This is a genomic window from Streptomyces sp. NPDC048349 (assembly GCF_040651925.1).
Taxonomy (GTDB): Bacteria; Actinomycetota; Actinomycetes; order Streptomycetales; family Streptomycetaceae; genus Streptomyces.
The window spans coordinates 49364-74428 of record NZ_JBEZLA010000032.1 but is presented as its reverse complement, the minus strand read 5'-3'; the positions used below and the strand labels follow the sequence as shown (position 1 = coordinate 74428).

21 protein-coding genes are annotated in these 25065 nt (G+C 73.0%); 6 read left to right on the top strand and 15 right to left on the bottom strand.

The features are described 5' to 3' along the window. Window positions 1–79: 79 nt before the first annotated feature. From AB0D44_RS19040 to AB0D44_RS19030, 3 genes are all read left to right on the top strand, one after another. Window positions 80–871 (top strand): DUF2785 domain-containing protein, encoded by a 792-nt coding sequence (locus AB0D44_RS19040; RefSeq protein ID WP_362591976.1) that lies wholly within the window; start codon window positions 80–82, stop codon window positions 869–871. A 168-nt stretch (window positions 872–1039) separates the two neighbouring features. Continuing rightward, a complete protein-coding gene (locus tag AB0D44_RS19035; protein WP_362591973.1) occupies window positions 1040–2440 on the top strand; it encodes a hypothetical protein in 1401 nt (466 codons plus the stop codon). A 199-nt stretch (window positions 2441–2639) separates the two neighbouring features. Then, window positions 2640–3971: an LCP family protein gene (locus AB0D44_RS19030; RefSeq protein ID WP_362591970.1), complete on the top strand. Its 1332-nt coding sequence runs from the start codon at window positions 2640–2642 to the stop codon at window positions 3969–3971. On the opposite strand, the gene AB0D44_RS19025 is transcribed toward AB0D44_RS19030, so the two are convergent. Genes AB0D44_RS19025 through AB0D44_RS19015 form a run of 3 tightly spaced genes read right to left on the bottom strand, consistent with a single transcriptional unit; the run spans window position 3961 to window position 5611 of the window. After that, window positions 3961–4932 (bottom strand): NAD(P)-dependent alcohol dehydrogenase, encoded by a 972-nt coding sequence (locus AB0D44_RS19025; protein WP_362591967.1) that lies wholly within the window; start codon window positions 4930–4932, stop codon window positions 3961–3963. The two genes, AB0D44_RS19030 and AB0D44_RS19025, sit on opposite strands and share 11 nt — an antisense overlap. Then, window positions 4929–5159, bottom strand: coding sequence for a helix-turn-helix transcriptional regulator (locus AB0D44_RS19020; protein WP_362592009.1), 231 nt, complete (start codon window positions 5157–5159; stop codon window positions 4929–4931). Before AB0D44_RS19020 ends, AB0D44_RS19025 begins: the two co-directional genes overlap by 4 nt. A 23-nt stretch (window positions 5160–5182) precedes the next feature. Continuing rightward, window positions 5183–5611, bottom strand: a complete 429-nt coding sequence (locus tag AB0D44_RS19015; RefSeq protein WP_362591964.1) for a hypothetical protein — start codon at window positions 5609–5611, stop codon at window positions 5183–5185. A 110-nt stretch (window positions 5612–5721) separates the two neighbouring features. On the opposite strand from AB0D44_RS19015, the gene AB0D44_RS19010 reads away from it, so the two are divergent. From AB0D44_RS19010 to AB0D44_RS19000, 3 genes are all read left to right on the top strand, one after another. Beyond that, the gene (locus AB0D44_RS19010; protein ID WP_362591961.1) at window positions 5722–6822 is read left to right on the top strand and encodes a M20 family metallopeptidase; all 1101 of its coding nucleotides are present in this window, start codon (window positions 5722–5724) and stop codon (window positions 6820–6822) included. 88 nt (window positions 6823–6910) lie between these two features. Further along, window positions 6911–8875, top strand: coding sequence for a protein kinase (locus tag AB0D44_RS19005; protein WP_362591958.1), 1965 nt, complete (start codon window positions 6911–6913; stop codon window positions 8873–8875). 164 nt (window positions 8876–9039) lie between these two features. After that, on the top strand, window positions 9040–9294 hold the full coding sequence (locus AB0D44_RS19000; RefSeq protein WP_362591955.1) for a DUF6332 family protein: 255 nt from the start codon (window positions 9040–9042) through the stop codon (window positions 9292–9294). A gap of 118 nt (window positions 9295–9412) precedes the next feature. Here the strand turns inward: AB0D44_RS19000 and AB0D44_RS18995 are convergent, their stop codons facing one another. From AB0D44_RS18995 to AB0D44_RS18940, 12 genes are all read right to left on the bottom strand, one after another. Further along, the gene (locus AB0D44_RS18995; RefSeq protein WP_362591952.1) at window positions 9413–10648 is read right to left on the bottom strand and encodes a low temperature requirement protein A; all 1236 of its coding nucleotides are present in this window, start codon (window positions 10646–10648) and stop codon (window positions 9413–9415) included. Window positions 10649–10794: 146 nt separating this feature from the next. Next, window positions 10795–12519 (bottom strand): acyl-CoA dehydrogenase family protein, encoded by a 1725-nt coding sequence (locus AB0D44_RS18990; protein WP_362591949.1) that lies wholly within the window; start codon window positions 12517–12519, stop codon window positions 10795–10797. 152 nt (window positions 12520–12671) lie between these two features. Then, window positions 12672–13226: a PadR family transcriptional regulator gene (locus AB0D44_RS18985; protein WP_362591946.1), complete on the bottom strand. Its 555-nt coding sequence runs from the start codon at window positions 13224–13226 to the stop codon at window positions 12672–12674. A gap of 74 nt (window positions 13227–13300) precedes the next feature. After that, the gene (locus AB0D44_RS18980; protein ID WP_362591943.1) at window positions 13301–14779 is read right to left on the bottom strand and encodes a branched-chain amino acid ABC transporter substrate-binding protein; all 1479 of its coding nucleotides are present in this window, start codon (window positions 14777–14779) and stop codon (window positions 13301–13303) included. 4 nt (window positions 14780–14783) lie between these two features. Next, window positions 14784–16787, bottom strand: coding sequence for a hypothetical protein (locus tag AB0D44_RS18975; RefSeq protein WP_362591941.1), 2004 nt, complete (start codon window positions 16785–16787; stop codon window positions 14784–14786). A gap of 194 nt (window positions 16788–16981) precedes the next feature. Beyond that, complete coding sequence (locus AB0D44_RS18970; protein ID WP_073907826.1) at window positions 16982–17185, bottom strand: cold-shock protein; 204 nt, start codon at window positions 17183–17185, stop codon at window positions 16982–16984. Window positions 17186–17341: 156 nt separating this feature from the next. After that, window positions 17342–18160 carry an amino acid ABC transporter ATP-binding protein gene (locus AB0D44_RS18965; RefSeq protein WP_362591938.1) on the bottom strand — a complete coding sequence of 273 codons (819 nt, stop codon included), beginning with the start codon at window positions 18158–18160 and terminating at the stop codon, window positions 17342–17344. A gap of 37 nt (window positions 18161–18197) precedes the next feature. Next, entirely contained in the window at window positions 18198–19028 is an 831-nt protein-coding gene (locus AB0D44_RS18960) for an amino acid ABC transporter permease (RefSeq protein ID WP_362591935.1), read from the bottom strand. Continuing rightward, window positions 18995–19762 carry an ABC transporter substrate-binding protein gene (locus tag AB0D44_RS18955; protein WP_362592006.1) on the bottom strand — a complete coding sequence of 256 codons (768 nt, stop codon included), beginning with the start codon at window positions 19760–19762 and terminating at the stop codon, window positions 18995–18997. Before AB0D44_RS18955 ends, AB0D44_RS18960 begins: the two co-directional genes overlap by 34 nt. Before the next feature lie 281 nt (window positions 19763–20043). Further along, a complete protein-coding gene (locus tag AB0D44_RS18950) occupies window positions 20044–22095 on the bottom strand; it encodes a SpoIIE family protein phosphatase (protein WP_362592003.1) in 2052 nt (683 codons plus the stop codon). Window positions 22096–22435: 340 nt separating this feature from the next. Further along, window positions 22436–24562 carry a tetratricopeptide repeat protein gene (locus tag AB0D44_RS18945; protein WP_362591933.1) on the bottom strand — a complete coding sequence of 709 codons (2127 nt, stop codon included), beginning with the start codon at window positions 24560–24562 and terminating at the stop codon, window positions 22436–22438. Next, entirely contained in the window at window positions 24559–24969 is a 411-nt protein-coding gene (locus AB0D44_RS18940; protein ID WP_362591930.1) for a hypothetical protein, read from the bottom strand. The genes AB0D44_RS18945 and AB0D44_RS18940 overlap by 4 nt, the downstream gene beginning before the upstream one ends. Between the last annotated feature and the right edge of the window lie 96 nt (window positions 24970–25065).

Here is a 25065-nt window from a genome sequence, read left to right as displayed (position 1 = left end):
CCGGAGCCGGGGCGGCATTGCCAGGGGGCCGGCGTTTATTGCGGGGCGCGGCAGGGCGGTGCGCGTCTATCCTGCGCCCGTGATCGACTGGAACAGCATCCGAGCGGCCGGCTGCGCCGTACCCCACGACCGCCCCATGGAGGACCTGGTACGAGGGCTCTCCCGCGCCCTGGCGGATCCCGATCCGCTGGTGCGGGACGGAGCGGCGTACTCCGTGCTCTCGACCTGGATAGCCGACGGGGTGATCGACGGGCCCCGGCGGCTGGAGCTGGGGGACGAGATGGCCGCCCGCTTCCTCGACCGGGAGGTCCAGGCCCGCACGTTCGCCCCGCTCGTGCTCGACATGCTCGTGGGCAAGGGGGACTTCAGGGCCGAGTGGGTGACCGCCTTCGAGCGGTGGTACCCGCACGAGGAGGACCTGCGGGGCCACGACGCGGAGCTCGGCTGGCTCCACGCCGTCGCGCACGGCGCGGACCTGCTCGGCAGCTTCGGCTGCCACCCCGAGGTGGCTCCGGTGCGGATGCTGGAGCTGGCCGCCGCGCGGCTGACGGCGCGCACCGCCCACGTCTGGGACCAGTTGGAGGACGACCGGCTGGCGCACGCGGTCGCGCGCGTCCTCACCCGGTGCGACCTGAGCGAGCGCGACGCCACCGCGTGGCTGGACCCGGTCGCCGCCCGCTTCTGCACCGACCGCCTCACGGCCCCGGTTCCCGCGGACTTCGGCAACTGTCTGCGCACGCTGCGCATGCTCCACGTCTTCGCCGACCGCGGCGTGCGGCCGGGCCGCGGAGCGGCGCCGCAGGCCCTGCACCACCGCGAGGCGGTCAAGGTCCGGCTGGGAGAGGTCCTCGATCTGATCCTCGAGCGCTGACGGCGCCTCCGCCGGAAGCCAGCTGGGTGAAGCCTCAACCATTGTGCAGAGCAGGGGAGTTGGCCGGATCCCGAGGTGACCGCCGCCGTCCGTCCGTGGCATGATCGACTTTCACGTTACTTGCGGGTAACGACTGCTCTCCCTCCCCCACACGAAAGTCACACCCACGTGCGCACGCTCGCCAGACGCCTCCTGCTCCCGGGCCTGACCACCCTGGCACTCACCGCAACCGCCTGCTCCACACCCGCACACACCGGCGCGGCCCCACCGGCCGGCACCGCAGCCACCGCGTCGGCGGCCGACGGCACTCAGCAGCTCGACGTGGCCGCCGCGCCGCAGGGATCGCCCGCGCCGACGGCCGTGGCCCGCGCCGGCAGCAGCGGCAAGGGACGGCCCGAGAAGTCCTCGCTGCAGGTGGCCTCGTACGACAAGGCGAGCGGACGGGCCGTCATATCCGACGGCGCACCGAAGCGGACCGGTGCGCCGAGCCCCTCCCCCGCGGCCGACAAGCCGGTGGCGGTGGGCGACGTCATCGCCAGCGCGCCGGCACCCGGCGCCCCCGACGGCCTGCTCGCGAAGGTCACCGAGGTCGTCGGGAAGACCGACCGCGGCACCGAGGTGAAGACCGCCGCCACGACACTGGCCTCCGTGCTCGACGACGACAAGGCCGACGGCAAGGTCCCGGTCGACCCCGCCTCGGTCACCGTCGAGCCGCTCATGAAGGGCGTCACCTTCTCCTGGGCGAAGGGCCAGGGCGTGCGCTTCGGACCCCAGGGCGCATCGCTGCCCCTCGGCAGCCTGCGGCTCGACGTGGACGCCTCCGTGGACACCGCCAAGGACGCCCCCGCCTCTGCGGGCGCCTCGGTGTCGGGCTTCGTCCAGCTCTCCCCGCAGGTGGAGTTCTCCTACGACGGCAGCTCGGGCGGCGCTTTCGGCCCGAAGTCCGCCTTCCTCGGCATGAGCGGCGAATGGTCCTCCCGGTGGGCCCTCAAGGGCCGCGCCGCCGCGAGCACCGGCGGCGCGCCCAAGCGGATCCCGTTCGCCAGGCTGCACAGCGCCCCCGTCATCCAGGTGGGACCGGTACCGGTCGTCGTCAACCTCGACCTGACCTGCTACGTCCAGGTGGAGGCGGACGGCCGCGTCACCCTCGAGGTCCAGCAGGAGGTCAAGGGCGACTTCCGCGTCGGCGGCAGCTACGCGTCGGGGCAGGGCTGGACCCCGGTCAGCACCTCGGCCGTGCAGAGCTCCCCGGTGAAGGCCGCGGTCACCGCCGCCGGCCGCGTCAAGGGCGCCCTGGGCGCCGAGGCTTCCGTCGGCCTGTACGGGGCCGTGGGCGTCAGCGCCGACTTCGCCCCCTACCTGCGCGGCGAGGCCGACGCCAAAGCCACCGCGTCCACCGACGGGAAGAGCGCGGTGAGCGGATCCTGGGCGCTGTACGGCGGATTCGACCTGAGCGGACAACTCCACTTCGAACTGTCCCTGTTCGGCACACCGGTCATCCAGCACCGCATCCCGCTGGGCACCCTCAACCGCGAGTGGCCGCTCGCGAGCGGCCGCGCCGGGCAGTAGCCGGTCCGGCGGGCGGGGCCGGACGGCCGCCGGTGCGACCGGCGGCCATCCGCCTTCCGCCAGGCCGTGAGGCTCCGCCAGGCCATGAGGCCTCCGCTAGGCCATGAGGCGGCGGCTCCCGGCGCGTAGCCCTGGCGTGTGCACACCGACCCATTACTGTCCGTTTCACTACAGAATCGGATGATTTTGGAGATATGTGGTGCGTTGTCTCACTGTTGCCGTCACCCTGCTCGCGACCCTCGGCACCGGCGCCCTCCTGGGCCCGCAGGCCGTTTCGGCCGACCGGGAGGGGCCCGGCCGGGGCACGAACATCCTCGTCGTGGGCATCGACAGCCGCGCCGGCCTCTCCGCCGCCGAGAAGCGGCGTCTGCACGTCGGCGGCAAGGGCTGCAACTGCACCGACGTGATGATGCTGGTGCACCTGTCGCAGGACGAGCGCCGCGCGAGCATCGTGTCCATCCCGCGCGACTCGTACGTGCCGTACGCACGCGCCGCGGGCGACACCGCCCCCGCCCGGTGGGGCAAGATCAACGGCGCGTACGCGGTCGGCGGCGGCCCCTTGACGGTGCGCACCGTGGAACAGGTGACGGGTCTGCACATCGACCACTACCTGGAGACCGGCTTCACCGGCTTCGAACAGGCCGTCGACAACCTCGGCGGCGCCACCGTGTGCACGGACCGGCCGCTCAAGGACGAGAACTCGGGACTCGACATCGCCGCGGGCGTCCACCGCACCGACGGCAACGGCACGCTGCGCTACGTCCGGGCCCGGCACGTCAACCAGCGGCCCGGGGACCTCGGCCGCGTCCGCCGCCAGCAGCGCATGGTCAACGACCTCCTGGCCCGGCTCAGTGCCGAGGGCGCCCTGGACGGTCCCGTCAGCACGGCGCGCACCGCCCGGGCGCTGCTGAAGTCCGTACGGGCCGACGAGCGCACCGGCCTGTTCGACCTGGTCCGGATCGGCTGGGCGCTCGGCCGGCTGCGGCCGGACCGCACCGAGTTCGCGACCGTCCCGATCCGGCTCTTCGACCATCGGGTCCCGGGGGTGGGTTCCACCCTGGTGTGGGACGAGGCCCGGTCCGCGGCGCTGTGGGAGGCCCTCGGCGCGGACCGCCCCATCACCGGCGACACCCGCATCCAGCCCGCGGCGCAGACCCCGGTCGCGAGCAACCCGGCCGCCATCGCGGTGCGCGTGGACGACGCGGCCGTGGCCGCGGCCCTGCGCGCGACCGGCTTCGCCGCCACCGGCACGCAGTCCGCCCCGGCGGTACGCCCCGACGGTCCGCCGGTCATCACGTATCCGGCCGGACGGGAGGAGGACGCGGCGACGCTGGCGGCCGCCCTGCCCGGGGCCCGGCTGCGGCCCGACCCGGCGCAGGGCAAGGTCTTCCACGTCGCCGTCGGTACCCGGCCCGTCGTGGTCAGGACGGTCACCTACGACCGCAACATGGTCGACGGCGCCCCCGTCACCGCCGACCGCCTCCGCTGCGCGGGTGCGTCCGGTGCACCCGCACGGCCCCTCACACGCTGATCGCGATCTTTCCCCGTACCCGGCCGGACTTCAGGCGGCGTACCGCGTCGGGGACTTCGGCCAGCGGGTAGGTACGGTCGACGGCCGGGGTGAGGGAGCCGGACTCGATGAGTTCCCCGAGCGCGCGCAGGTCCTCGGGCTTGGGGTTGGAGGCGAGGACCCGCACCCGGTGGCGGATGAAGGGCGACAGCACCAGGGCCCCCAGCGCGCGCTGGTAGCCGCCGAGCCAGCGGCCGTCGGTCTCGCCGCCGACCATGACCAGCGTCCCGCCCGGGGCGAGCACCCGGCGCAGCCGGCGCAGGGGGTGGTTGCCGGCGATGTCGAGGACCAGGTCGTAGCGCCGCGCGCCGTCGGTGGGGTCCTCGCGGGCGTAGTCGAGGACCTCGTCGGCGCCGAGGGAACGGACCAGGTCCGCCTTGCCGGCGCTGCACACCCCGGTGACGTGGGCGGCCCCCAGCGCCTTGGCGAGCTGGACGGCGTAGGTCCCCACCCCGCCCGAGGCCCCGATCACCAGCACCCGCCCGCCGGGGCGCAGCCGGCCCGCGCGCACGGCCTGCAGGGCGGTGGACCCGGAGATCGTGACCACGGCCGCCTGTTCGGGCGTGAGCCGTGACGGGCGGGGGGCCAGCTCGTCCTCCTTGGCGCAAGCGTACTCCGCGAAGGAGCCGGTGCAGGTGCCGTACACCTCGTCGCCCGGCCGCAGCCGGGTGACGTCCGGGCCGACTGCCTCCACGCGGCCCGCGACGTCCATGCCCGGGACGCGCTGCTTGGGCGCCCGCAGGCCGAAGCCCGCCGCCCGGATGGCCAGGGGCATGCCCGCCACGAGGTGCCAGACCCCCATGTCGACACCGGCCGCCCTCACCCGCAGGAGCACCTCGCCCGGGCCGGGCACGGGCCGGGCCATCTCGTCGAGGCGTAGGACGTCGGGCGTCCCGTAGACGTCCTGGACCATGGCTCTCATGTGCCGGCTCCCTCTGTGTGGCTGCTGTCCGTGCTGCCCGGATGGGCGGAGTACTGGAAGACGCTGTCGAGCGGGACGCCGAACACCCGGGCGATCTGGAAGGCCATCTCCAGCGACGGCGAATACCGGCCCTGTTCGATGGCGATGACGGTCTGCCGGCTCACGCCGATGCGGCGGGCGAGCTCGGCCTGCGTCATCTCGCCGTGGGCGAAGCGCTGCGCCCGGATGGTGTTGGTGACCCGCGTCGCCTTCACCACGGGTGGAACCCGAACCGGTAGGAGATGACCTTGACCGCCGAGCCGAGCACCGACGACAGGACGAAGGCCAGGTAGATGGCGTTGGCGATCCAGAACGGAGCGGCCTCGGCCATCGCGAGGACCAGGCCGGCCACCGCGCCGATCACGACCAGCGACTGCCCCACGTACTCGCCGAACCGGTGGATCTCGCGGTCGCGCTGGTCCTTGACGTTCGCCTCGCGCGGTGAGAACGCCGCGATGACGATGTGCGCGGCGATCGACACGGCGATCGAGAGGCCGACCGTCCACAACAGGGCCTCCACGTAGGGCGCCCGGGCCAGCGGCACCGCCGCGGGCCGCCCCAACACCACCCACAGGTAGGCCGCGTACGACCCCACCGCGACCACGAGCATGCTCCAGGCACGCTTCTCCTCGACCGCCACTTGCGCTCCCCTTCCCCATGTCAAGAAAACCCGACATTCGCAGTGTCAAGCAGTCACGACATCATGTCAAGCATTCTTTACTTCGAAGGGCGGCTACTACCCTGTGCGGCATGACGATGCACAGGACCGCACAGGTGAACGTGGACGCGATGATCGAGGACCTCAGGGCGCTCGTCGAGACCGAGTCCCCCTCGCGCGACGTCGACGCACTGACGGCATCGGCGAAGGTGGTCGCCACGGTCATCGAGAGCCGCCTCGGCGGGCAGGCCCTCCTCGTCGACAGCGAGGCGGGGCCGCACGTCCACTGGTCGGGCGGCGGCGATCCGAAGGTCCTGATCCTCGGTCACCACGACACGGTGTTCCCGCTGGGCACCCTGGAGCGGCGCCCGTTCACCGTGCGGGACGGGCACGTGACCGGACCCGGCGTCTTCGACATGCTCGGCGGTCTGGTGCAGGCCGTCCACGGCCTGGCGACCCTCGAGGACCGCTCGGGGGTCGAGATCCTGATCACCGCCGACGAGGAGGTCGGCTCGCACTCCTCTCGGTCCCTCATCGAGGAACGGGCCCTTGCCTGCGGCGCGGTCCTCGTGTTCGAGGGCGCCGCCGACGGCGGAGCCCTGAAGACCGGTCGCAAGGGCTGCGGCACGTTCCGGGTCTCCGTCACGGGCCGGGCCTCGCACGCCGGCCTCGAGCCCGCGGCGGGGGTCAACGCCCTGATCGAGGCGGCACACCAGGTACTGGACATCGCGGCGCTCGGCCGGCCCGAGATCGGCACGACCGTCACCCCGACCGTCGCGTCCGCGGGCACCCTCGACAACGTCGTTCCCGCCGGGGCGACCGTCGTCGTCGACGTCCGGGTCGAGTCGGCCGACGAGAAGGAGCGCATCGAGTCCGCCTTCGCGGCACTGGCTCCGCACCTCGAGGGGGCGCGGATCGCGGTCGAGGGATCCGTCGGCCGGCCCCCGATGCCCGAGTCGGCGGCCGCCGAGCTCTTCGGCGTCGCACAGCGGCTGTTGCCCGGCCTCGAAGGAAAGGCGGTCGGCGGCGGGAGCGACGGCAACTTCACGGCCGCCCTGGGCGTGCCCACGCTCGACGGCCTCGGGGCGGTCGGGGGCGGCGCCCACGCCGACCACGAGTACCTGGTGATCGACGCGATGCCCGAGCGGGCGCACCTCGTCGCGGGGCTGGTGACGGCGATTCAGCACCGGTAAGTCGGCTGCGGCCGCGGCGTGTTGCCCTCCCGACACATCAGGTAGATTTCTGGAAACAATTCCAATTCCTATCGGGGGCGGGTCTGACGTGCTGGAGCTGACGGGGAGCGGAGCCGAACCGCTGGAGGCGCCGGACCCGCGCCGGATCGGCCCGATCGCGCTGGCGGGACGGCTCGGGGCCGGTGGCATGGGACGGGTGTACCTCGGGGTCCACGAGGGCCGGTACGTCGCCGTCAAGCAACTGTTGGCCTCCGTCGTCGGCGAGGACGAGGACTTCCTGCGGCGTTTCGGGCACGAGTTGGACAACCTCGCCCGGCTGCCCGCCGAGGCCACCGCGCCGCTGCTCGCGAGCGACCGCACGGCGAGGCCCCCGTGGTTCGCCACCGCGTACATCCCCGGGCTCACCCTGAGGGAGGCCATCGGGCTGCACGGCGGCCCGCTGCCCGCGGACGCCCTGTGGCTGCTGCTGCGGGAGGCGGCGACGGGTCTGGCGGCGGTGCACGCGCTGGACATGGTGCACCGCGACCTCAAGCCGTCCAACGTCATGCTGACCCTCGACGGCCTGACCCTCATCGACTTCGGCGTCGCCCGGGCCGCCGAGCAGAGCCAGCTGACCAGGACCGGCATGGTCGTGGGCACGCCCGCCTACATGGCTCCCGAACAGGCCACGGGCAGACGGGGGTTGAGCGGCGCCACCGATGTGTTCGCGCTGGGCTCCGTGCTCGCCTACGCGGCATGCGGCCAGCCGCCCTTCGGGGAGGAGTCGGGGCACGGCGTGCTCTACCGCATCGTCCACGAAGCGCCCGACCTGGAGCCGTTGCGGGAGCTGGAACCGGACCTCGCCGAGCTCGTCGCGTCCTGCCTCGACAAGGACCCCGAGGGCCGCCCCACCGCTGCCGAACTCCTCGAACACGCCATCCGGCACGGCCCGGCCGGTCCCCCGCTGTGGCCAACGGCGATCACCGAGCGCCTGGCCGAACGGGCCGCCTTCGCCACGCACGTGCAGGACGTCGACGTACCGACGCTCCCCCTCGCCGGCCCAGACCCGCAAACGCCATCCGAACCCGGACCCGAAGCCGGACCCGGACCCGCGGCCGGACCCGAAGCCGGACCCGAAGCCGGACCCGGACCCGCGGCGGGGACGGGACCGGAGCCGTCGCCTGGGAAGGACCCGGCCCCGCAGCCCGTTGCCGGCACCGCGTCCCGTCCCGGGCGGCCGGAGCGGCCCGAGCGCCGCCGCCGCACCCGCGTCCTCCTCGCCGTCGTCCCCGTGGTCGTGGTCGCCGGCGGTACGACGCTCGCCATCCAGTACCTGCCGTACGGCTCCTCCCCGCGGACGGGGGCGCAGGGAACGCCGAACACACCTGTCTCGGCGCCGGCCGATCCGGTGGCGCCGTCGGCCGGCGGCAGCGCCTCCGCTCCGGCTCCCGCGCAGTCGCCCGGCCAGGAGACGGCCGGAGCGGACGGCCAGGCCCCTGCACAGGGCGGGGCAGCCGGCGCCCCGGTCAACGCCGCCGGCGGCGCCGGAACAGGGGCCGGCAGCGGCACCGGCACCGGCACCGGCAGCGGCAGCAGCGGGACCCAGCCCGGCCCGGGCGGCTCCGGAGGCGCCGCGAGCGGGGGCGGCGCCGCCCCTTCCCGCCCGCCCGGCGGCGGGACCTCCACGGCCCCCTCGGCCCCGGCGCCCCCGGATTCGGGCACCTACCGCTACCGCAACGGCAACAACGGCAGGTGCATCACCCAGGTCTACGGGTCCTCGGACCACGGAGACTGCGGGGACGCGACCGCCCGGTGGACGGTGCAGAGCAGGTCCGACGGCAGCTTCAAGCTCGTCAACAAGCAGTCCGGCGGATGCCTGTACTCCAACGGGCTCGGCCAGGCCGTCTTCGTGGGCGACTGCGCCCAGGACATCGGCCGCTTGTGGCGCACGGGGTCCGGCGGAAGCCTCCGGAGCGAGTACGGCGGCGGTTGCCTCGACCTGGGCATGAGCAGCGGCCTGGTGACGAAGACCTGCGGCGGGGAGGCGTCCCAGCGCTGGACGAAGATGACCTGAAGGGTGGTGCAGAGGGTCTGTCCAACCGGCCGAGAGCGAGGTGCGGCAGGGTGCGAGGGCCCGGGGCGCCGTTGCGCCCCCATCCCCATCGGTGATCGACCGCCCGTGAGAGTCAGCGGCCGGGCGCAGGCTCGGTGGCTTGACCGCGATGTGAGACTTGCAGCATGGACATGGGGCGTGAGTCGCGGTGGGAAAAGGACGCAATGACGGTGGAGATCGTTTTCGCCCTCATGAGTGCCACCGTGCTGGCTGCGGTGATCTTCGCCGTCGCCTGGAGCTTCGCCCTGGCCCTTGGCCTCTCTGGTTCAGCAGAGAAGAGCGTGCTGGTGGGCGGCGCACTGCTCGGAGCGGTGGCCGGAGTGTGGCGTCTGGTACGGGTGCTGCGTCGGTTCGCCGAGCAGCGCCGAATGGGCCGCTGAGTACGGGCCTTCTCCTTGTGGTCGACGGCCCGGCGCGGGGATCGTTGAGCGACTGGTGCCGGACGAGTTGTGTTGTTCCAGCGGGTGGCGAGAGTTCAAGACTGCCTCTTGGACGGGCCTAGCGCGGTGACCGGAAAGGTTGACCGGTCGCGAGGCGGCGGCGGCGCACCGCGCGGGCGTACAGGAGGTGGGCGATCGCCTCGGCGGCGAGGAGGAGGACCACCAGCCACGGCGCGAGGCCTGCAGCGAACCCCGCCACGAGCACCGGGATGCCGATGCCCGGCGCGGCCCAGGCGGTGACGGACGCCAGGGGGCGGCGGAAGCGGAGCGCGATGGCGGCGTGCGCGGCATGGTAGAGGGCCAGGCCGCCGCCCAGGGCCCAGGCAGCGCCGGTCGCCAGATGGGCGTGGTCCGCCTCCTCGACGGCGGTGGCCAGGCCCCCGGCCATGCACAGCACGCCGGCGGTGACGAAGAAGTGCAGGAAGCCGTCGACGTCGCGGGCGAGCAGGTACGCGTCACGGCCCTTCGCGGCGCCGAGCATCACCTCCGCCGAGGTCGAGCCGAAGTCGAAGTACGACCACCAGAGCGCGGCGAGCAGGACGAAGCCGAGGACGCCGACGAGCCCCGCCCGCAGGGTCCAGACGTGGTCGGCGGACGCCACGAGGGCAATCACCGATTCGCCGAGCACGATGATGACGAAGAGCCCGACCCGTTCGACGAGGTGCCCGGTGTCCAGGCTGCCGGGTACTCCCCTGCCCCTCGCCGTGAGCAGCAGGACCATCTCGGCGGCGATCAGGACGGCCCAGACGGCGTACTGCCCCGGTGCGGGCACGAAGGCGGAGCCGGCCCACAGCAGACCGGAGGCCAGGCAGTAACCGAGGGGGCGCCAGCGGGGGACGCGGTCGGGCTCGGGGAAGCGGGTGGCGGGCCACCACAGTCCGAGGAGCACGAGCCGGGTCCCGGCGTAGCCGAGGGCGTAGACGGACCCCCGGTCGGTGTCGGCCTCGGGGACGGCCGCGGCCATGACGGCGATGCACAGCATCGCGAACAGCATGAGCAGCCGGCGGCGGGCACTGTTGTCGGCGAAGAGGTTCGACGACACCATCAGGTTGACCCACAGCCACCAGGGCGGGAAGTACAGGGCCAGGAACACGGCGAAGTCGGCCGGCCCCGGGTCGCCGTGCAGCCCGTGCGACAGCTGGGCGGCGAGGGCGACGAACACGAGGTCGAAGAAGAGTTCCAGCCAGTCGGCGTGCCGGCCGGGCTGCGCCGCCGCCGTGGGCCGGTCGTGCGCCTCGCCCGGCTCCGCCTGAGGTGTGCCCATGGTCCCGCCCGCGTCCGTGCCGGCGCGCACGCGGCGCGGCCTTCCTCCCGGTAGGAGACCACGCCCGGCCGCGGGGCGCCTCCCGGACCCGCGGGAGCGGCCCCGCCGTTCCGGCCGGGCGGCGGGCCGGCGGTCGAGGGACGGCTCCCGTCTCGCGGGAGCCGTCCCTGCGTCCGCTACGGCGCCATCTCGTACGCCCCGGCCAGGGCCTCCACGCGCGCCCAGACCCGGGCCGAGCGGTCCGCGTCGACGACCGGGCGCCGGACCGCGCCCAGGGCCCAGTCCTGCTGGTCCGCGGTGGCGGAGTCCTTGCCGTACAGCTCGACCGCGTGCGCGGAGAAGTCCCGCACGAGGACGCCGAACAGCTCGTCGAGGACGTCCTCGTCCAGACCGGACAGGCCGGCCTGCTCCAGGATCAGCTGGCCGTGCACGACCAGGGCGAACAGCTGGCCCACCGCGAGGAGGAGGTCGAGGTCGCGGCTCTGCTCCTCGTCGGGGGCGGCGGTCGTGACGAACGCGCACAGGGCGTCGGCCTGCTCGCGGAAGCGGGCGACGTTCGGCACGGCCGCGTACGCATCGTAGGCGGTCCGCCAGTCGTGGAAGCGTACGGAGCCCAGACCGCGGGCCGGCCCCTGGCGGAAGAGGAACGCGTCGTCGGCCGCGTCGAGGCGGGTGGGGACGGGCGCGTAGTCGACCGGCTCCAGCAGGTGGTTGCGCATGAACTTCAGGATCAGCGCGAGGTTGACGTGGACCGTGCCCTCCAGCTTGGGCAGACCGCGGATCTCGACGGCCGCCTGGGCGAAGTAGGTGTCCTTCTCGAATCCCTTGGCCGCGATGACGTCCCACATCAGGTCGATGACCTTCTCGCCCTCGGTGGTCACCTTCATCTTGGTCATCGGGTTGAACAGCAGGTAGCGGCGGTCGTCGGGGCCGGCGGAGCGGAAGTAGTCGACGGCGCGGTCGCTGAACAGCTTCATCCCGACGAGGCGGACGTAGGCGTCGGTCAGCTCGCGGCGCACGTGCGGGAAGGCGGTGACGGGACGCCCGTAGAGGATGCGGCCCTGCGCGTGCGTGACGGCCTCGTACATCGCGTGCTCGCAGATGCCGATCGAGGCGGTGCAGAGGTTGAACTTGCCGACGTTGACGGTGTTGAGGGCGGCGTCGAAGGCGGCGCGGCCGGTGTGCAGCACGTCCTCGGCGCGGACCGGGTAGTCCTCGAGGCGGAACTCGCTGACGTACTTGGAGGAGTCGACGACGTTCTTCACCAGGTGGTACGCCGGGTGGCGGCTGTCGGCGGCGAAGAAGACGTAGCCGTCGGGACCCTCGACGTCGGTCCGGCGGCCGAAGACGGAGACGAGTCCGGCGGCGTTGCCGTTGCCGATGTAGTACTTGGAGCCGGTGGCCCGGAAGCCGCCGTCGCCGTCGGGCTCCAGCAGCATGTCGGTGGAGTAGATGTCGGCGCCGTGGGTCTTCTCGGACAGGCCGAAGGCGAAGACCTCGCCCTCGCCGAGGAGCTGCGCCGCGCGGTCGCGGGCGGCGGCGTTGTCGCTCTGCCAGACCGGGCCGAGGCCGAGGATGGTGACCTGCCAGGCGTACCAGTAGTCCAGGCCGTAGAAGCCGAAGATCTCGTTGAGGGCTGCGATCCGTGCCGTGTCCCAGCGCTTGTCCGGCTCCTGGCCGCCGGCGGCGGGAGCGGGGGTCAGGAAGGTGGCGAAGAGCCCCTCCTTCGCGGAGAACGCGAGGAAGTCCGCCAGCCAGGCACGGGAGCGGTAGTCCTCGATCAGCCTGCGCTTGCCGCGGTCCTCGAACCAGTCGACGGTGGCGCGCAGCAGCCTGCGGGTCTCCGGGTCGAAGTGCGCCGGGTCGTAGGTGCGCGGGTTGAAGAGCAGCGGGTCGGTCATGGGAGGTCCGTCTTTCGGTCGAGGGGTCGGGCGAGGGGTCGGGCGGGTGGGGCGTCGGCGGTGGGAGGTCGTGGAGTGCGTGGGAGGTCGGTGGGGCGCGGCCGGATGGGGCGCGGCCGGCGGGGCGCGCCGCCCGGGCCCGGCCGTGGGGTTCAGCGGTCGGCGAGCCGGCGGAGCGTGGCCAGGACGTCCTCGAGCCAGGCGATCGTCATCCGCTCGTAGGCGATGCCGCCGCGGAGCACGACGTGCTGGAGCTCCTGCCCGACGTCCGCCGGCGCGGGTGCGTCCAGGCCGGTGAAGTCGCGCAGCTCGCCCGCGAGGTAGCGCGTGAGCCGGTCGGTGTGCGCGCCGTGGTGGCGTTCGACCTCGGGGATCAGCGCCGCCGGGTCGTCAAAAGCGGCGCCGCGGATCTTCACGGCGAGCTCGTGCCGGACGCTCTCGGGCTGGATCGGCTCGTGGAGCCAGGCGGACAGGGCGGCCCGGCCGGCGGCGGCGACCGAGTACTCCTTCTTGTCCGGCCTCGCCTCCTGCGGCACGTCGCGGACGTCGATCCAGCCGTCCCCCTGCATGCGCCCCAGCACCCGGTAGATCTGCTGGTGGGTGGCGGTCCAGAAGTAGCCGATGGACCGCTCGAACCGTCGCGCCAGTTCGTAGCCGGAGCCCGGCTGCTCCAGCAGGGAGACGAGGATCGCGTGCTCGAGTGCCATGCCCCCGATCTTTCTATGCAACTCGTTGCATAGACAAGCGCCACCGCCCGGGTGAGACGCGGCTCACCCGCCCGTCACTGCTGCTCCGGAGGCTTGCCCTCCGCCGCGGACACCTCCACGAACTCGGCCTGGCCCTTGGCGTTGAGGCGCAGGATCGGGACCGCCTTGTTGCGGGGGTTGCCGTTGTTCTGGAACGAGATGAAGCCGCTGGCTCCGGCCACCTGCTGACTGCCGTCCATCTGGTGGAACATCCGGGCCACCGCGTCGCCGACCACCGCGCCCTGCCAGCGGGCGGCCATCTGGATGCCGTGGGCCGCCGTGAGGACCGCGTCGTGGCCCATCAGGGCCCCTCCGTCGTGGCGGGGGTCGTGGGGGAACCACTGGTCGAGGAGCCCGCCCGGCTGGAAGTTCTTCGCCGAGGGGGCGGACACCGCCTGGGGCGACGTGCGGTGCATGTCGGGGTGGGAGAGGCCGGTGTAGAGGACCTCGACACCCGTCTCGGCGGCATGGGCCAGCTGTTCGGCGGTCAGGTTGGTCGTGTCGTCGCCGGCGAAGACGGTGAACTTCTGGTCGGTGCAGCTGCGGTTGGACAGGGCGTCCAGGAAGTGGGTCAGGTGGCGGCCGCGCCCCGCGAAGTAGACGAGCTCGGGGCGTTGCAGACACAGCTGCCCGGGCATGTAGCGCAGCTCGTTCTGCCAGGCGCTGCTCACGGAGGAGTCGTAGGTCATGCGCTCGGCGACCAGCTTGTGCTTGTCGCCGTCGTGGAACGCCTGGGTGAAGGCGGTGCCGAGGGTGGAGGCGTACAGGTTCCCCTTGGCCACGTCCTGGATGACGACGGCGGCGGCCACGCCCCGGCGCTTGAGGAAGCCGGCGGCCGCGTACGCCTCGTCCTCGTTGGTGGGGGCGACCCGCACGAAGCCGTTGATGCCCTGGATGTTCGTGGCGGTCATGGTGGCGCCGACCATGGCGATGCCGTGCTCGGAGAGGCGCCGTATGGCCGCGAGGTTCTCGTCCGTACTGGGGCCCAGTCCGGCCACGGCGACCAGCCGGTCCGGGGAGTCCTTGCGGGCGATCAGCTCGTCGACGGTGTGCTGCCAGTGCGCCGATCTGCTGCCCGCGTTGGCGATCAGCAGCCGGATCTTGGGCGTGGCGGACAGGTCACCGCGATTGTGCCGGTACTGGGCGAGGTAGGCGCCCTGGAGTTCGTGCCGGACGCCCTCCGCCGAATTGCTGTCCTCGGCGGTCACGGTGAAGGAGGTCAGGTACGCGACGCTGACGTAGGGCTCCTTGTCCGCGTTGGCCAGGACCCGGGCGTTCTCCTCGAGGATCTTCTTGCGGACCGCGTCCAGGTGCGGGGCGAAGGCGTAGGCGCCGTCGGTCACCCCGACGCACTCGTCGTCCGGGCCCCGTTCGACCACTCCGTCGGCGCACCTGGCCTGTCGTTCCTGGAGCCAGCCGACACCCAGCCAGACGCCCGCCGCCAGCGCGACGGCGAGGGCGGTGGCCAGGGCCACCCGGCGCACGACGTGCAGCGGCCATTCGAGTCTGGCCACGGGCTCAGCCCTCCCCGCCGGCGGTCTGGGGATCGCGCCAGTGACGGTGCCGCTCCGCCTCGTTGAACAGGGCCACGATGTCGTTCCTCCGCAGTTGTGACAGCTGGGTGTAGCCGTCGGCGATCATGTCGTTGAGCCGCATGGCGGGGTCCGCGAGCGGATCGCTCCACACCCAGCGGGTGGTCACGAGCGTGTGGATCACGGACTCGACGTCCCTCACCCGTTCGGGGCGGCGCGGGCCGAGTCCGGCGAGGAGTTCCACCGGGCCGCTGTCCGTCGGGAGGCGGTTGGGCGCGGCGGTGATCGCGTTGAACTCGGCGATCCACTGGGCGGCCGGCACCTGGGTGAAGCGCCGTGTCAGATGGGCGGTGACCTCGTCGGCCCGCCCGGCGGCGAGCTGGTGGTACATCTCCTGCACCGGCTTGCCCTCACCGCGGTAGAACTCCGCCAGGAGCTCGTGCGCGGCGTCCCACGCGTCGGGCCGCCCGGCCAGCCGCCACAGCAGCAGCCGGCGCAGCCACGGATGGAGCACGGGGACGACGGTGAGCGGTCCGGACAGCAGCCAGCGCGACCGGATCTCGCCGAACAGGGCGTCTCCCGGGCTGAGCAGCCGCGTGCCGACGGAGAAGTCGCGGGCGGCGGCGCATTCGGCCAGCGTCGCGCGCTCCGTGTCGTCGAAGTCCCGCAGGAGGTGGCCGAGGGCGGTGTCGGCGAGGGTGGCGGTGTGTTCCCCGCTGCGCAGCGGCCGGTCCGGGAGGGCGCGCAGCCAGCGGTCCTGCTGGGGGCCGGAGTCCGGGGGCGGCCCGGACTGGCGCAGGACGTCGAGCACTTGGTGCACGGCGCGCGGCAGTCCCCCGGTGAGCCGGTGCACGAAGGGCGTGAGGCGGGTCAGCGGGGCGAGGTCGCTGTGCCCGCCGAGCTGGAGCTCTATGCGGATGCGCACCTCGTCCAGGTTGAGGTCGCGCAGGCGTAACGGATACCACCAGGTGTCCTCGCTGTCCCGGGTCGGCCGGTGGGTGTTCCAGTCGGCCAGGGAGGCCCGGTCGGGGCCGCGCAGCTGCCAGGGCCAGGAGTCCCCGGTGGCCGGGCCCCAGCGGGGCAGCCAGCGGTTGGAGCTGGCGACGACGGTCAGCGGATCGCTGGCGTGGCCGGCCACGACCGTCTCGTCGTGGCGGGCGCGCACCAGGAGGTCGAGGAAGCGGCGGCCGTACGCGGTGTGGGCGTTGTCCAGGAGCAGCAGGTACGAGCGGGGCATGAAGTTGCGGGCGGTGTTGCGTCTGAGGTCTTCCAGGAACGCGGAGAACAGGACGAGGTCGAGGCGCTCCTGCTCGTTCTCGTCCCCCTCGTGGCGCCACAGGTTGAGCTCGACGAGGGCCTCCATCGGGTCCCCGCTGCGGGTCATGGGGTGCCGTCCGTACCACTGGGCGCCCGAGGTGAGCCGGCTGCCGCCCCTGCCGCCGAGCAGGTTCGGCATGCTGCGGCGGCTGCGGCGCAGGGCGTCCTGGAACAGGGCCAGGGCGGCCGTGGAGGCGCCTTCGGGCATGCCGACCGCGCCCATGCCCACTTCGAAGAAGGCGGCCAGGTAGTCGCCGTGCCGGGCTTCGTTCTCCTCCTGGAACCGGTCGAGCTGCCGCTGCACGGCGCGTCGGCCTTCGGCGAGGCTGCGCATCCTCAGTTCCTGGTCGGACGCGAGCAGGCCGAGGCTGAGCAGCGGGAAGTGGGAGCGGCCGTAGCGGGGCAGTTTGCGTTCGAGCTGGCGGGCGAGCAGCCCGAGGGCGTAGCGCGGCAGCAGTGACTGGGATCCGCCGAAGTTGACGAAGGCGAAGGGGTATTGGGGCCCGAAGTGCTCCATGAGGGCGCTGTGCGCCTCGCTGGCACCGCTGCCGGGCGGGCCGAGCAGCATGGTGAGGGGCCGCTCGGCGGACGGGGCCTCCTTCAGGCAGGCGTCGACCAGCGACAGGATGCCGCTGCGGCCGCGCAGGCCCATGCCCGTGCCAGGCTCCCTCACGTGTGTACCCCCCCGGGTGCGCCTTCGAGGACACGAGAGTGCCATCCGAAGGCCATCGCTGCCATAGTCCGTATCGCCCGGCTTCGCCGCGTGCCGGCGCGCGGGGATCCCGCGGCGCGCGCGTCGGCGGCGCCGAAGCACGCCGACGGCGCCCGCACCGGGTGCGGACGCCGCCGGGAAGGCCGGGCGGGAGGTCAGCCGCGGACGATGTTCTCCGCCTGCGGACCCTTCTGGCCCTGCGTGACGTCGAACGACACCGTCTCGCCCTCGGTCAGCTCGCGGTACCCGTTGCCGGAGATGTTGGAGTAGTGGGCGAAAACATCCGGTCCGCCCCCGTCCTGGGCGATGAATCCGAAGCCCTTTTCGGAGTTGAACCACTTCACGGTGCCGCTGGCCATACTCATCCCTCTGCTCAATTCAGCGCGCGGTCCGGGTCCGGGCCGCCGCGGCGCCCTCTCACGGACGCCTGAGCCACTTCTCCCCCGGTGACCCCACGCCTACACCTGCGCGTGGCAATTGGATAACAGCATGAACGCCGGCGGGTGCCACCGACCTCATCCGCCGGGATCCTCGTCCGCTGCCCGACCGCGCTCGGGGCCGCCGTGGGCGGCTGGTGCCGGTGCCGCTGCCGGGTCCAGGATCCGGTTGAGGAAGTTGCGGGTCCTCTCCTGCAGCGGACGGGTGACCACCTGCGAGGCCGGCCCCTGCTCGACGATCACCCCGCCGTCCATGAACACGACGCGGTCCGCGACCTCGCGGGCGAAGCTCATCTCGTGGGTGACGACCATCATCGTCATGCCCTCGCCCGCCAGCACCCGCATCACGGAGAGCACTTCGCCGACGAGTTCCGGGTCGAGGGCCGAGGTCGGCTCGTCGAAGAGCATCACCTCCGGTCCCATCGACAGGGCCCGGGCGATCGCCACCCGCTGCTGCTGGCCGCCGGACAGCTGCGCGGGAAACGCGTCCGCCTTGTCCGCGAGGCCGACCCGTTCGAGGTTCTCCCGGGCGATGGCGGCGGCCTGCGCCTTGTCCCTGCCGAGCACCCGGCGCTGCGGCAGGGTGAGGTTCTCGGTGACGCTCACGTGCGGGAACAGGTTGAACTGCTGGAAGACCATGCCGATGCGGCGGCGCACGGCGTCGATGTCGACGTCGAGGTCGGTGACCTCGGTCCCGCCGACGAAGACCTGGCCCCCGCTAGGCTCCTCCAGCAGGTTGACGCAGCGCAGGAGCGTCGACTTGCCCGAGCCGGACGGCCCGATGACGCACACCACCTCGCCGCGTGCGACGTCCAGGTCGATGCCGCGCAGGACGTGGTTGTCGCCGAAGGACTTGTGCAGGCCCCGGATCTCGATCTCCGGGCGGTCCGTGGTCATCGTGGGCACCGCTTCCCTCTTGGGTCTCATCTCGTCCTCACGCCGCCTTGTCCGCGCGGGCCTCGAGGCGGCGCACCACGAGGCTCAGCGGCACGGTCACCAGCAGGTAGCACAGGCCCGCGACCAGGATCGGGGTGGAGTTGGCGGTCTCGCTCGCCAGGTCCCGGCCGAACTTCGTCAGTTCCCGCTCCTCCAGTGTCACGCCCAGGAAGAGCACCAGGGAGGAGTCCTTGAACAGCAGGACCAGCTCGTTGGTGAGCGGCGGGATGACGATGCGGAACGCCTGCGGAATGATCACGGAGACCATGGCGCGGGCGTGCGAGAAGCCCAGCGAGCGGGCCGCCTCCATCTGCCCCTTGGGCACCGCCTGGATGCCGGCCCGGATCGTCTCCGCCATGTAGGCGGCGGCGACCAGGCCGAGACCCAGCGCGACCTTGCCGTACGTACCGCCGGGGATCTCGGTCCCGGGGAACGCCAGCGGCACGGCCACGCCCACGAAGATGAAGATCAGCAGGGCGGGCAGGCCCCGGAACAGTTCGATGTACACGCCGGCGACCCACCGGTAGGGGGTCACCGAGGACAGTCTCATCATGGCGATGACGAGGCCGAGGACCAGGCCGAAGACGAACCCGGACAGCGTGTACACCACCGTGTTGCGCAGCGCGATGGTGATGATCTTCGGGAACAGCCGCAGGGCCAGGTCCGTCTGCGCGAACTGGTTCTGCAGGCGGTCCCAGTCGGCCAGGACGCCGATCGCGATGACCGCGGCGACGAAGACCGCGTACTGGACGCCCCGCCACACCCGGCGCCGCTGGCGCCGGGTCAGCCGAGAGGTCACGAGGTGGCCTGGGGCAGCGGGCCGATCCACTGCTCGTAGATCTTCTTGTAGGTGCCGTCCTCCTTGGCGGTCGCGATCGCCTTGTCGATAGCGGCGAGGAGGGCGGTGTTGCCCTTCTTCACCGAGAAGCCGTACTGCTCACCGGTGTCGATGTTCTGCCCGAGGACGAACTCCGCCTCGTTCGCCTTGTCCTTGAGCCAGCCCTGGACGACGGGATAGTCGATGACGACGGCGTCGACCTGGCCGGTGCGCAGCCCGTTGAGCACCGCGTCGGAGCTCTCGAAGGCGACCGGGTTGAAGCCCTGGGCCTTGGCGTAGCTCTCGCCGGTGGTCTCGGCCTGGGCACCCAGCTTCTTGCCCTTCGCCTTGACGTCGGCGAGCGAGGTGATGCCGCTCTTCTTCGTCGCGAGCAGCGCCTGGGTCGCGTCGAAGTAGGGGACGGAGAAGTCGACGTTCTTCTTGCGCTCGTCGGTGATCGTCATGCCGGCCGCGGCGAGGTCGCACTGGCCCGAGTTGAGGAAGGCACCCGTCTTGAAGTTCTCGAACGGCGTGTCGAGGATCTTCTGTTCGACTCCGAGGTTCTTCGCGACCAGGTCGATCAGGGCCACGTCGAATCCGACGACCTTGCCGCTCTGCTCGAACTGGAAGGGCGGGTACGGCAGATGGGTGCAGGTGGTCAGCTTGCCCTTCTCGACGACGTGCACGCCCCCGGCCGCCTCTCCCGGCCCGCTGTCGCCGGAGGAGCAGCCCACCACGAGGAACATGGCCGCGGCGGCGGCAGCGCCGGCCGCCGAGCGGATGCGGTGGCTGGTGCGGTGAGTACGGTGACCTTGGGCCGTCCGGAACACGGTTGACCTCCACGAGTGCGGGGCGGGCGGCGGTCGCGGGACGGGACCGCCGCCCGCGATCGTAAGCCCCCCGCGGCGCGCCGCGGGGGACCGTGCGCGATGCGTCGTGGCCGCTGCGGCGCCGCTGTGTCCCGGCCCCAGCGCGCCACCGTCCCCGCTCGAGTGTTCCCGGAGGCGCCGGGCAGTGTCCGGCTCCGTCAGGCTCGGGGGCGGGAACGCAGCAGGAGCAGGGCGATGTCGTCGGTCCGGGGGGCCGCACGCCGGGCGTACCGGATGAGGTCGTCGGCGAGCGCGTCCAGGGGCTGGTCGTGGGCGCGGGCGAGGTGTGCCGCCGTGTCCGCGATGGAGTCGTCGAGGTCGCGGCCCGGGCTCTCGACGAGGCCGTCGGTGTAGAGGGCGAGGAGGGTGCCGGGGGTGAAGGGGATCTCGGTGGCCGTGTAGGTGGCGACCGGGTCGATGCCGAGGAGGAGGCCGGGGCTCAGGTGCAGGACCTCGACCGGTCCGCCGGGGCGGCGCCGGATCGGCGGCGGGTGGCCCGCGGTGGCCAGGCAGGCGCTCTGGCGGGCGAGGTCGAGGTGGACGTAGAGGCAGCTCGTGAAGAGCCCGGGGTCGAGGTCCGTGAGGAGTCGGTTGGTCCGGGCGAGGACCTCGCCGGGTGGGGCCCCCGCGGTGGCGTGCACGGCGGTGCGGACCTGCCCCATGAGGGCGGCGGCGTTGACGTTGTGGCCCTGGACGTCGCCGATGGCGGCGGCGACGGTGGTGTCGTCGATGCGGATGAGGTCGTAGAAGTCGCCGCCGACGTCCAGGCCCTGGGTGGCGGGGAGGTAGCGGGCAGCGACCTCCAGGGAGGGTACGTCCGGCAGGGCCCGCGGCAGGAGGGCGGTCTGCAGACTGCGGGCGAGCTGGTGCGTGGCGTCGTAGAGGCGGGCCCGGTCCAGCGCCTGGGCGACCAGGCCTGCGATCGAGGTCAGCACGGCGCGTTCGCCTGGTGCGAAGGTGTGGGGGCGGGCGTAGGCGAGGACGAGGGACCCGATCGGCCGGCCCGACGCGATCAGGGGCAGGAACGCCCAGGCGGCCGTGTCCGGTTCGACGTCGGCGGACGGGTACGCGGCCAGGAGCTCGTCGGGGTCGCCGTAGAACAGGGGGCTGCCGGTGCGCAGTACGCGGGTGACGGCCGTGTCGGACGTCAGGGGCCGGCCGTCGTGGCGCGTCGTGAAGTCGGCCGCGTACCCCCGGTGGCCGACGAGGCGCAGGCGCTGTTCTTCCACGGCGAAGAGGGCCATGGCCTGGGCCCCCAGCGCCGGGACGAGCTGGTCGGCGGCCTGTTCGACCACGTCCTGCGTGTGTGCGGCCTCCGTGAGCGTCGCGGCCAGGTGCATCAGCTGGTAGAGGGCGGTGGCCCGGCTGGGCAGGGCGGCGGCCACCGGGCCGCCCTCCCCGGGCGGACCCTCGGGCGGCGCGGGGAGCTCCTCGACCGGCCTGATGCGGACGCTGATCCCCGAGTCGTCCGGGTGGAGGTCGAAGTGCAGCAGGTGGTCGGGCGGGCGCAGGGCGGTGAAGGACCGGGGCAGGCGGCTGATCACCGCGGCCCGGTAGTGGTCCTCGATCACGGGGGTGTCCATCCAGGGAAGCGCTTCCCAAGGCAGGGCGCCGAGCAGGTCGGAGAGCGGTGCGCCGAGCAGGTCGGCGGCGCCGGGGGTGGCGAAGGTGATCTTCCCGTTGGTGTCGAGCGCGCAGCTTCCGCCCGGGAGGCGGCGGACGAAGGCCGAGACCGCAGCGGCCTCGACGGGTCCTGGCGTGGCGGGAAGCGGGGGGCGCATCAGGACGGGAGTGGCCGGCGGGTGGAACGGGTGCCCCGCGTCGGCGGCCTGCCGCAGGGTGTCCGCCAGGTGCCGGCAGGCGCCCTCGATGGCGTCCCTTTCGGCGGGAGCGAGGTCCGGCGGGTGCGCGCCCGACCACAGCAGGACCAGCCCGCCGGGTGGGGGCGCTGCGCTGTCCGGGGTGCGGCGGGGCAGGGGCGCTGCGGCGAGGGTGAACTCGTAGGGCAGGACCAGGCCGAGTCGCGGATAGCGTCGGGCGGTCTCCTCCCGTCCGCCCAGCCAGACGAGCCGGTCGTTGCGCAGCGCGTCGGCCACCGGGATGAGGTCGTCCAGGCCCACGCGGGACCAGGGGGCGGCGAACTCGCGGGACACCCCGCTGACCAGGGCGAGGTGCAGGACGCGCTCGTCCGGTCCCAGGAGGTAGAGCATGCCGACGGACGCGCCGGTGGCGCGTACCGCTCCGTCCAGCGCCACCTCCGATTGCCGCTGACCAGACGCGTCGCTTCCGGCACCTGGGGCATCCCGCACCCGCCCATGGTCTCCCGCCCGCCGTGCCCGCGCGCGGACCGGCCGGTCCGGGCGTGTCCCGAGCCCGGGCAACCGTTTCCGGTTCAACCTCTTTACGCGGACAGGCGGGGTTCGGTGGCGAGGGCGACGGCGACCTCGGCTGGTGGCGGCGCCTGCGCCACCCGGCCGGCTCGTGGCGCGGCCGGGTGGCGGGCGGGGCGGATAGAGCGGGCGGAGGCGGAGGCGCCAGGAGGCGGAGGCGTCAGTAGGTGGATGCCACGCCGGAACGGAACGCGGCCAGGTTCGCCCCGGCGTCCCGCGTCCAGGGGTGGTCCGGTCCGAGGACCCGGGTCCGCTTCTCCAGGACCGTCTCCATCTGCTCGATCGCCTCGGGGAACGCACCGACGCCCGCGAGGGTCAGCGCGAACAGCGACCGGGAGGCCAGGGTGATCTGGTAGTCAGGCCCGTAACGCGCCTCGGCCGCGGCGAACGCCCGACGGGCGAGGGGCAGCGCGTCGGCGGGACGTCCGGCGTAGAACAGCGCGTTCGCATGGTTGAGCTCCGCACCCATGGTGATCGTATGGTCCGGCCCCATGGCGTCGATGCACTGCCTGACCAGGGCGGGCGCTCCCTCGAGCTCCCGGGCCAGCTCCGGACCGCGGACGAGCTCCAGGAGGATGTAGCGCGCCCTCAGGGTCTGCGGGTGCACCGGCCCCAGGACCGCGGTCCGGCCCTCGATCACCCGCCGCATCAGTGCCGCGCCTTCGGCCTCCCCGCCGTTCACCCACGTGGCAATGGACAGGATCGCGCAGCTTTCGAGCGTGTCGAGGGCGGCCGGTCCGAACAGGCGCTCGCAGTCCGCGAGGGTCCGGCGCGCGAGGGCTTCCGCCTCCTCGAAGCGGCCGAGCCTGCGCAGCGTCCGCGCCACGCGCTGGCGGAGCCGTACCACCAGCGGGTGCTCCTCGCCCAGTCGTGCCCGCGCGAGGTCCACGGCCGTAGTCCCGACCGCCAGCGCCGAGGCGGAATCGCCCGACCGGTGGAGGTTGACGGCGAGCCGCAGCGCGCACTCCGCCGCCGATTCCACGACCGGCCTCTCCGCGTCCTCCCGCTCGGTCACCCGTCGCAGCAGCGCCAGCACATGGGGGGCCAGCGGCCGGAAGGGTGCTGCCTCGATGCCGCGTTCGGGGATCTCGGGGAGTTTCGCCAACAACAACTGGGCTGCCTTGGCGGCGAGTTGCCCGCGCTGCTCGGCAGGCGTGCCGCGGGCCACGCTGTCGAGGAGGACCCCGTGGGTCCGCAGGCCGCGCGGCGGGCCCTGCACGAGTTCGGTCAGGGAATGGTCCAGCAGGCCGCGCAGCGCCGGCTCGACCCGCCCGGCCGGGAGGTCCGTACCCAGGTCCAGTCCGGCCAGCAGGGAGAGCGGGAGCGGATCGCTCGCCCAGCAGGCCAGCAGGCGCAGCAGGGTCTGGGCCTCGGGCAGGCCCTGGTCGGCGACGGCGTCAAGGGAGAGCTCCCAGGTGCTGCTGACCAGGTGGCGCGAGTCGCCGCCGATGCCCACGGCTCCCTGGTCTATCAGGTCGATGTCGAGCCGCTGCCCGTACTCGGTCAGCGTCCAGGGGCTGATCACCTGGTGCGCCAGGAAGGTGCCCGCCAGGGTGAGGGCGAGGGGGAGCCGGCCCAGCCGGTCGGCGATCTCCTCCGCCTCCTCGGCCGTCCCGGCCTCGGGAGCGAGGTCGCGGAGCACCTGGGCGGCGTCCGTGCGGGGCAGTACGCCCACGTGGAGCAGCTGCGCCCCGGGCCACCAGCGGCTGGAGGCCTGGCGGGTGGTGACCAGGACGGTGCCGCGCGGGCTGCTGCGCAGCCAGCCGCCGTCGCGCAGGACGGAGGGGTCGTCGGCGTTGTCGAGGACCAGCAGCCAGGGCCGGTCGGACCGGTCCAGGTAGTCCCAGACGAGGTCCGCGGCGGCGCGCAGCCCGCTGCGGGCGGCCGTCAACTCGCCCTCCGCGGCGCCGCGGTCGGCGGCGACGGCGAGCATGCCGGAGCGCAGCGACGTGGTGTCGGAGGCGTTCACCCACAGCCCCACGCGGCCTCCGTCGGCGGTCGCGTGCGCGAAGAGGGCGCAGGCGACGGCCGTCTTGCCGCAGCCGCCGAGTCCGTGGAGGACGTGCACCTGGCCGCCCACGCCCGGGGCGACGGAGACCCGCAGCGTGTCCATCAGCTCGACGCGGTCGCGCAGGACGAGCGGAGTGCGGCCCAGCGCGGGGCTGCGTACCGTGTCCGGGCCGGACCACGAGGGGCCGTGGTGGTGGTGCTCGACGATGTGCTGGTCGCCGGAGGCCTGGTAGACGCGGCCCTGGCCGCTGGCCCGGCCCTCGGTGCGGCCGTTCACTGCGGACCCAGGTGCATGTCGCGGCCGGCCTGGTAGACGCGGCTCTTCCCCGACGCGGTGGCGTGCTGGGTGATCGCGGGCGCTGCGGGCGGCTGCTCCTGCTGCGGGACGAGCAGGGCCCGCAGTTCGTCGGCCGCCTCCGGGTGCGCGCTCAGCAGGCGCCGGATCCGGCCCTGCCACTCCGCCGCCAGCTCGGCCGGGGTCTCCTTGTCGCCCTCGTCCTGGGCTCCGAGGAGATCGTCCCTTGTCGCCTCGAGTTCGGCCTCCACCCCGTCGGCCCGCTCCGGAAGCAGCCGCCTCCACAGCGCGACCAGCCCCACGGTCGCCGTCTGCCAGGCCTCCGTGGCGAGTGCCGTGACCAGTGCCGTGCCCGCGCCGGCCGCCAGCGCGGTGATCTCCGGTTCCATCAAACCCCCATGTCCACACCGTAATTGTCCCAGCATCACATAACCGCGGGACCGGATCGAGGAGGAGGACCGGGTGGGAGGTGGGTCCCGGGTCGC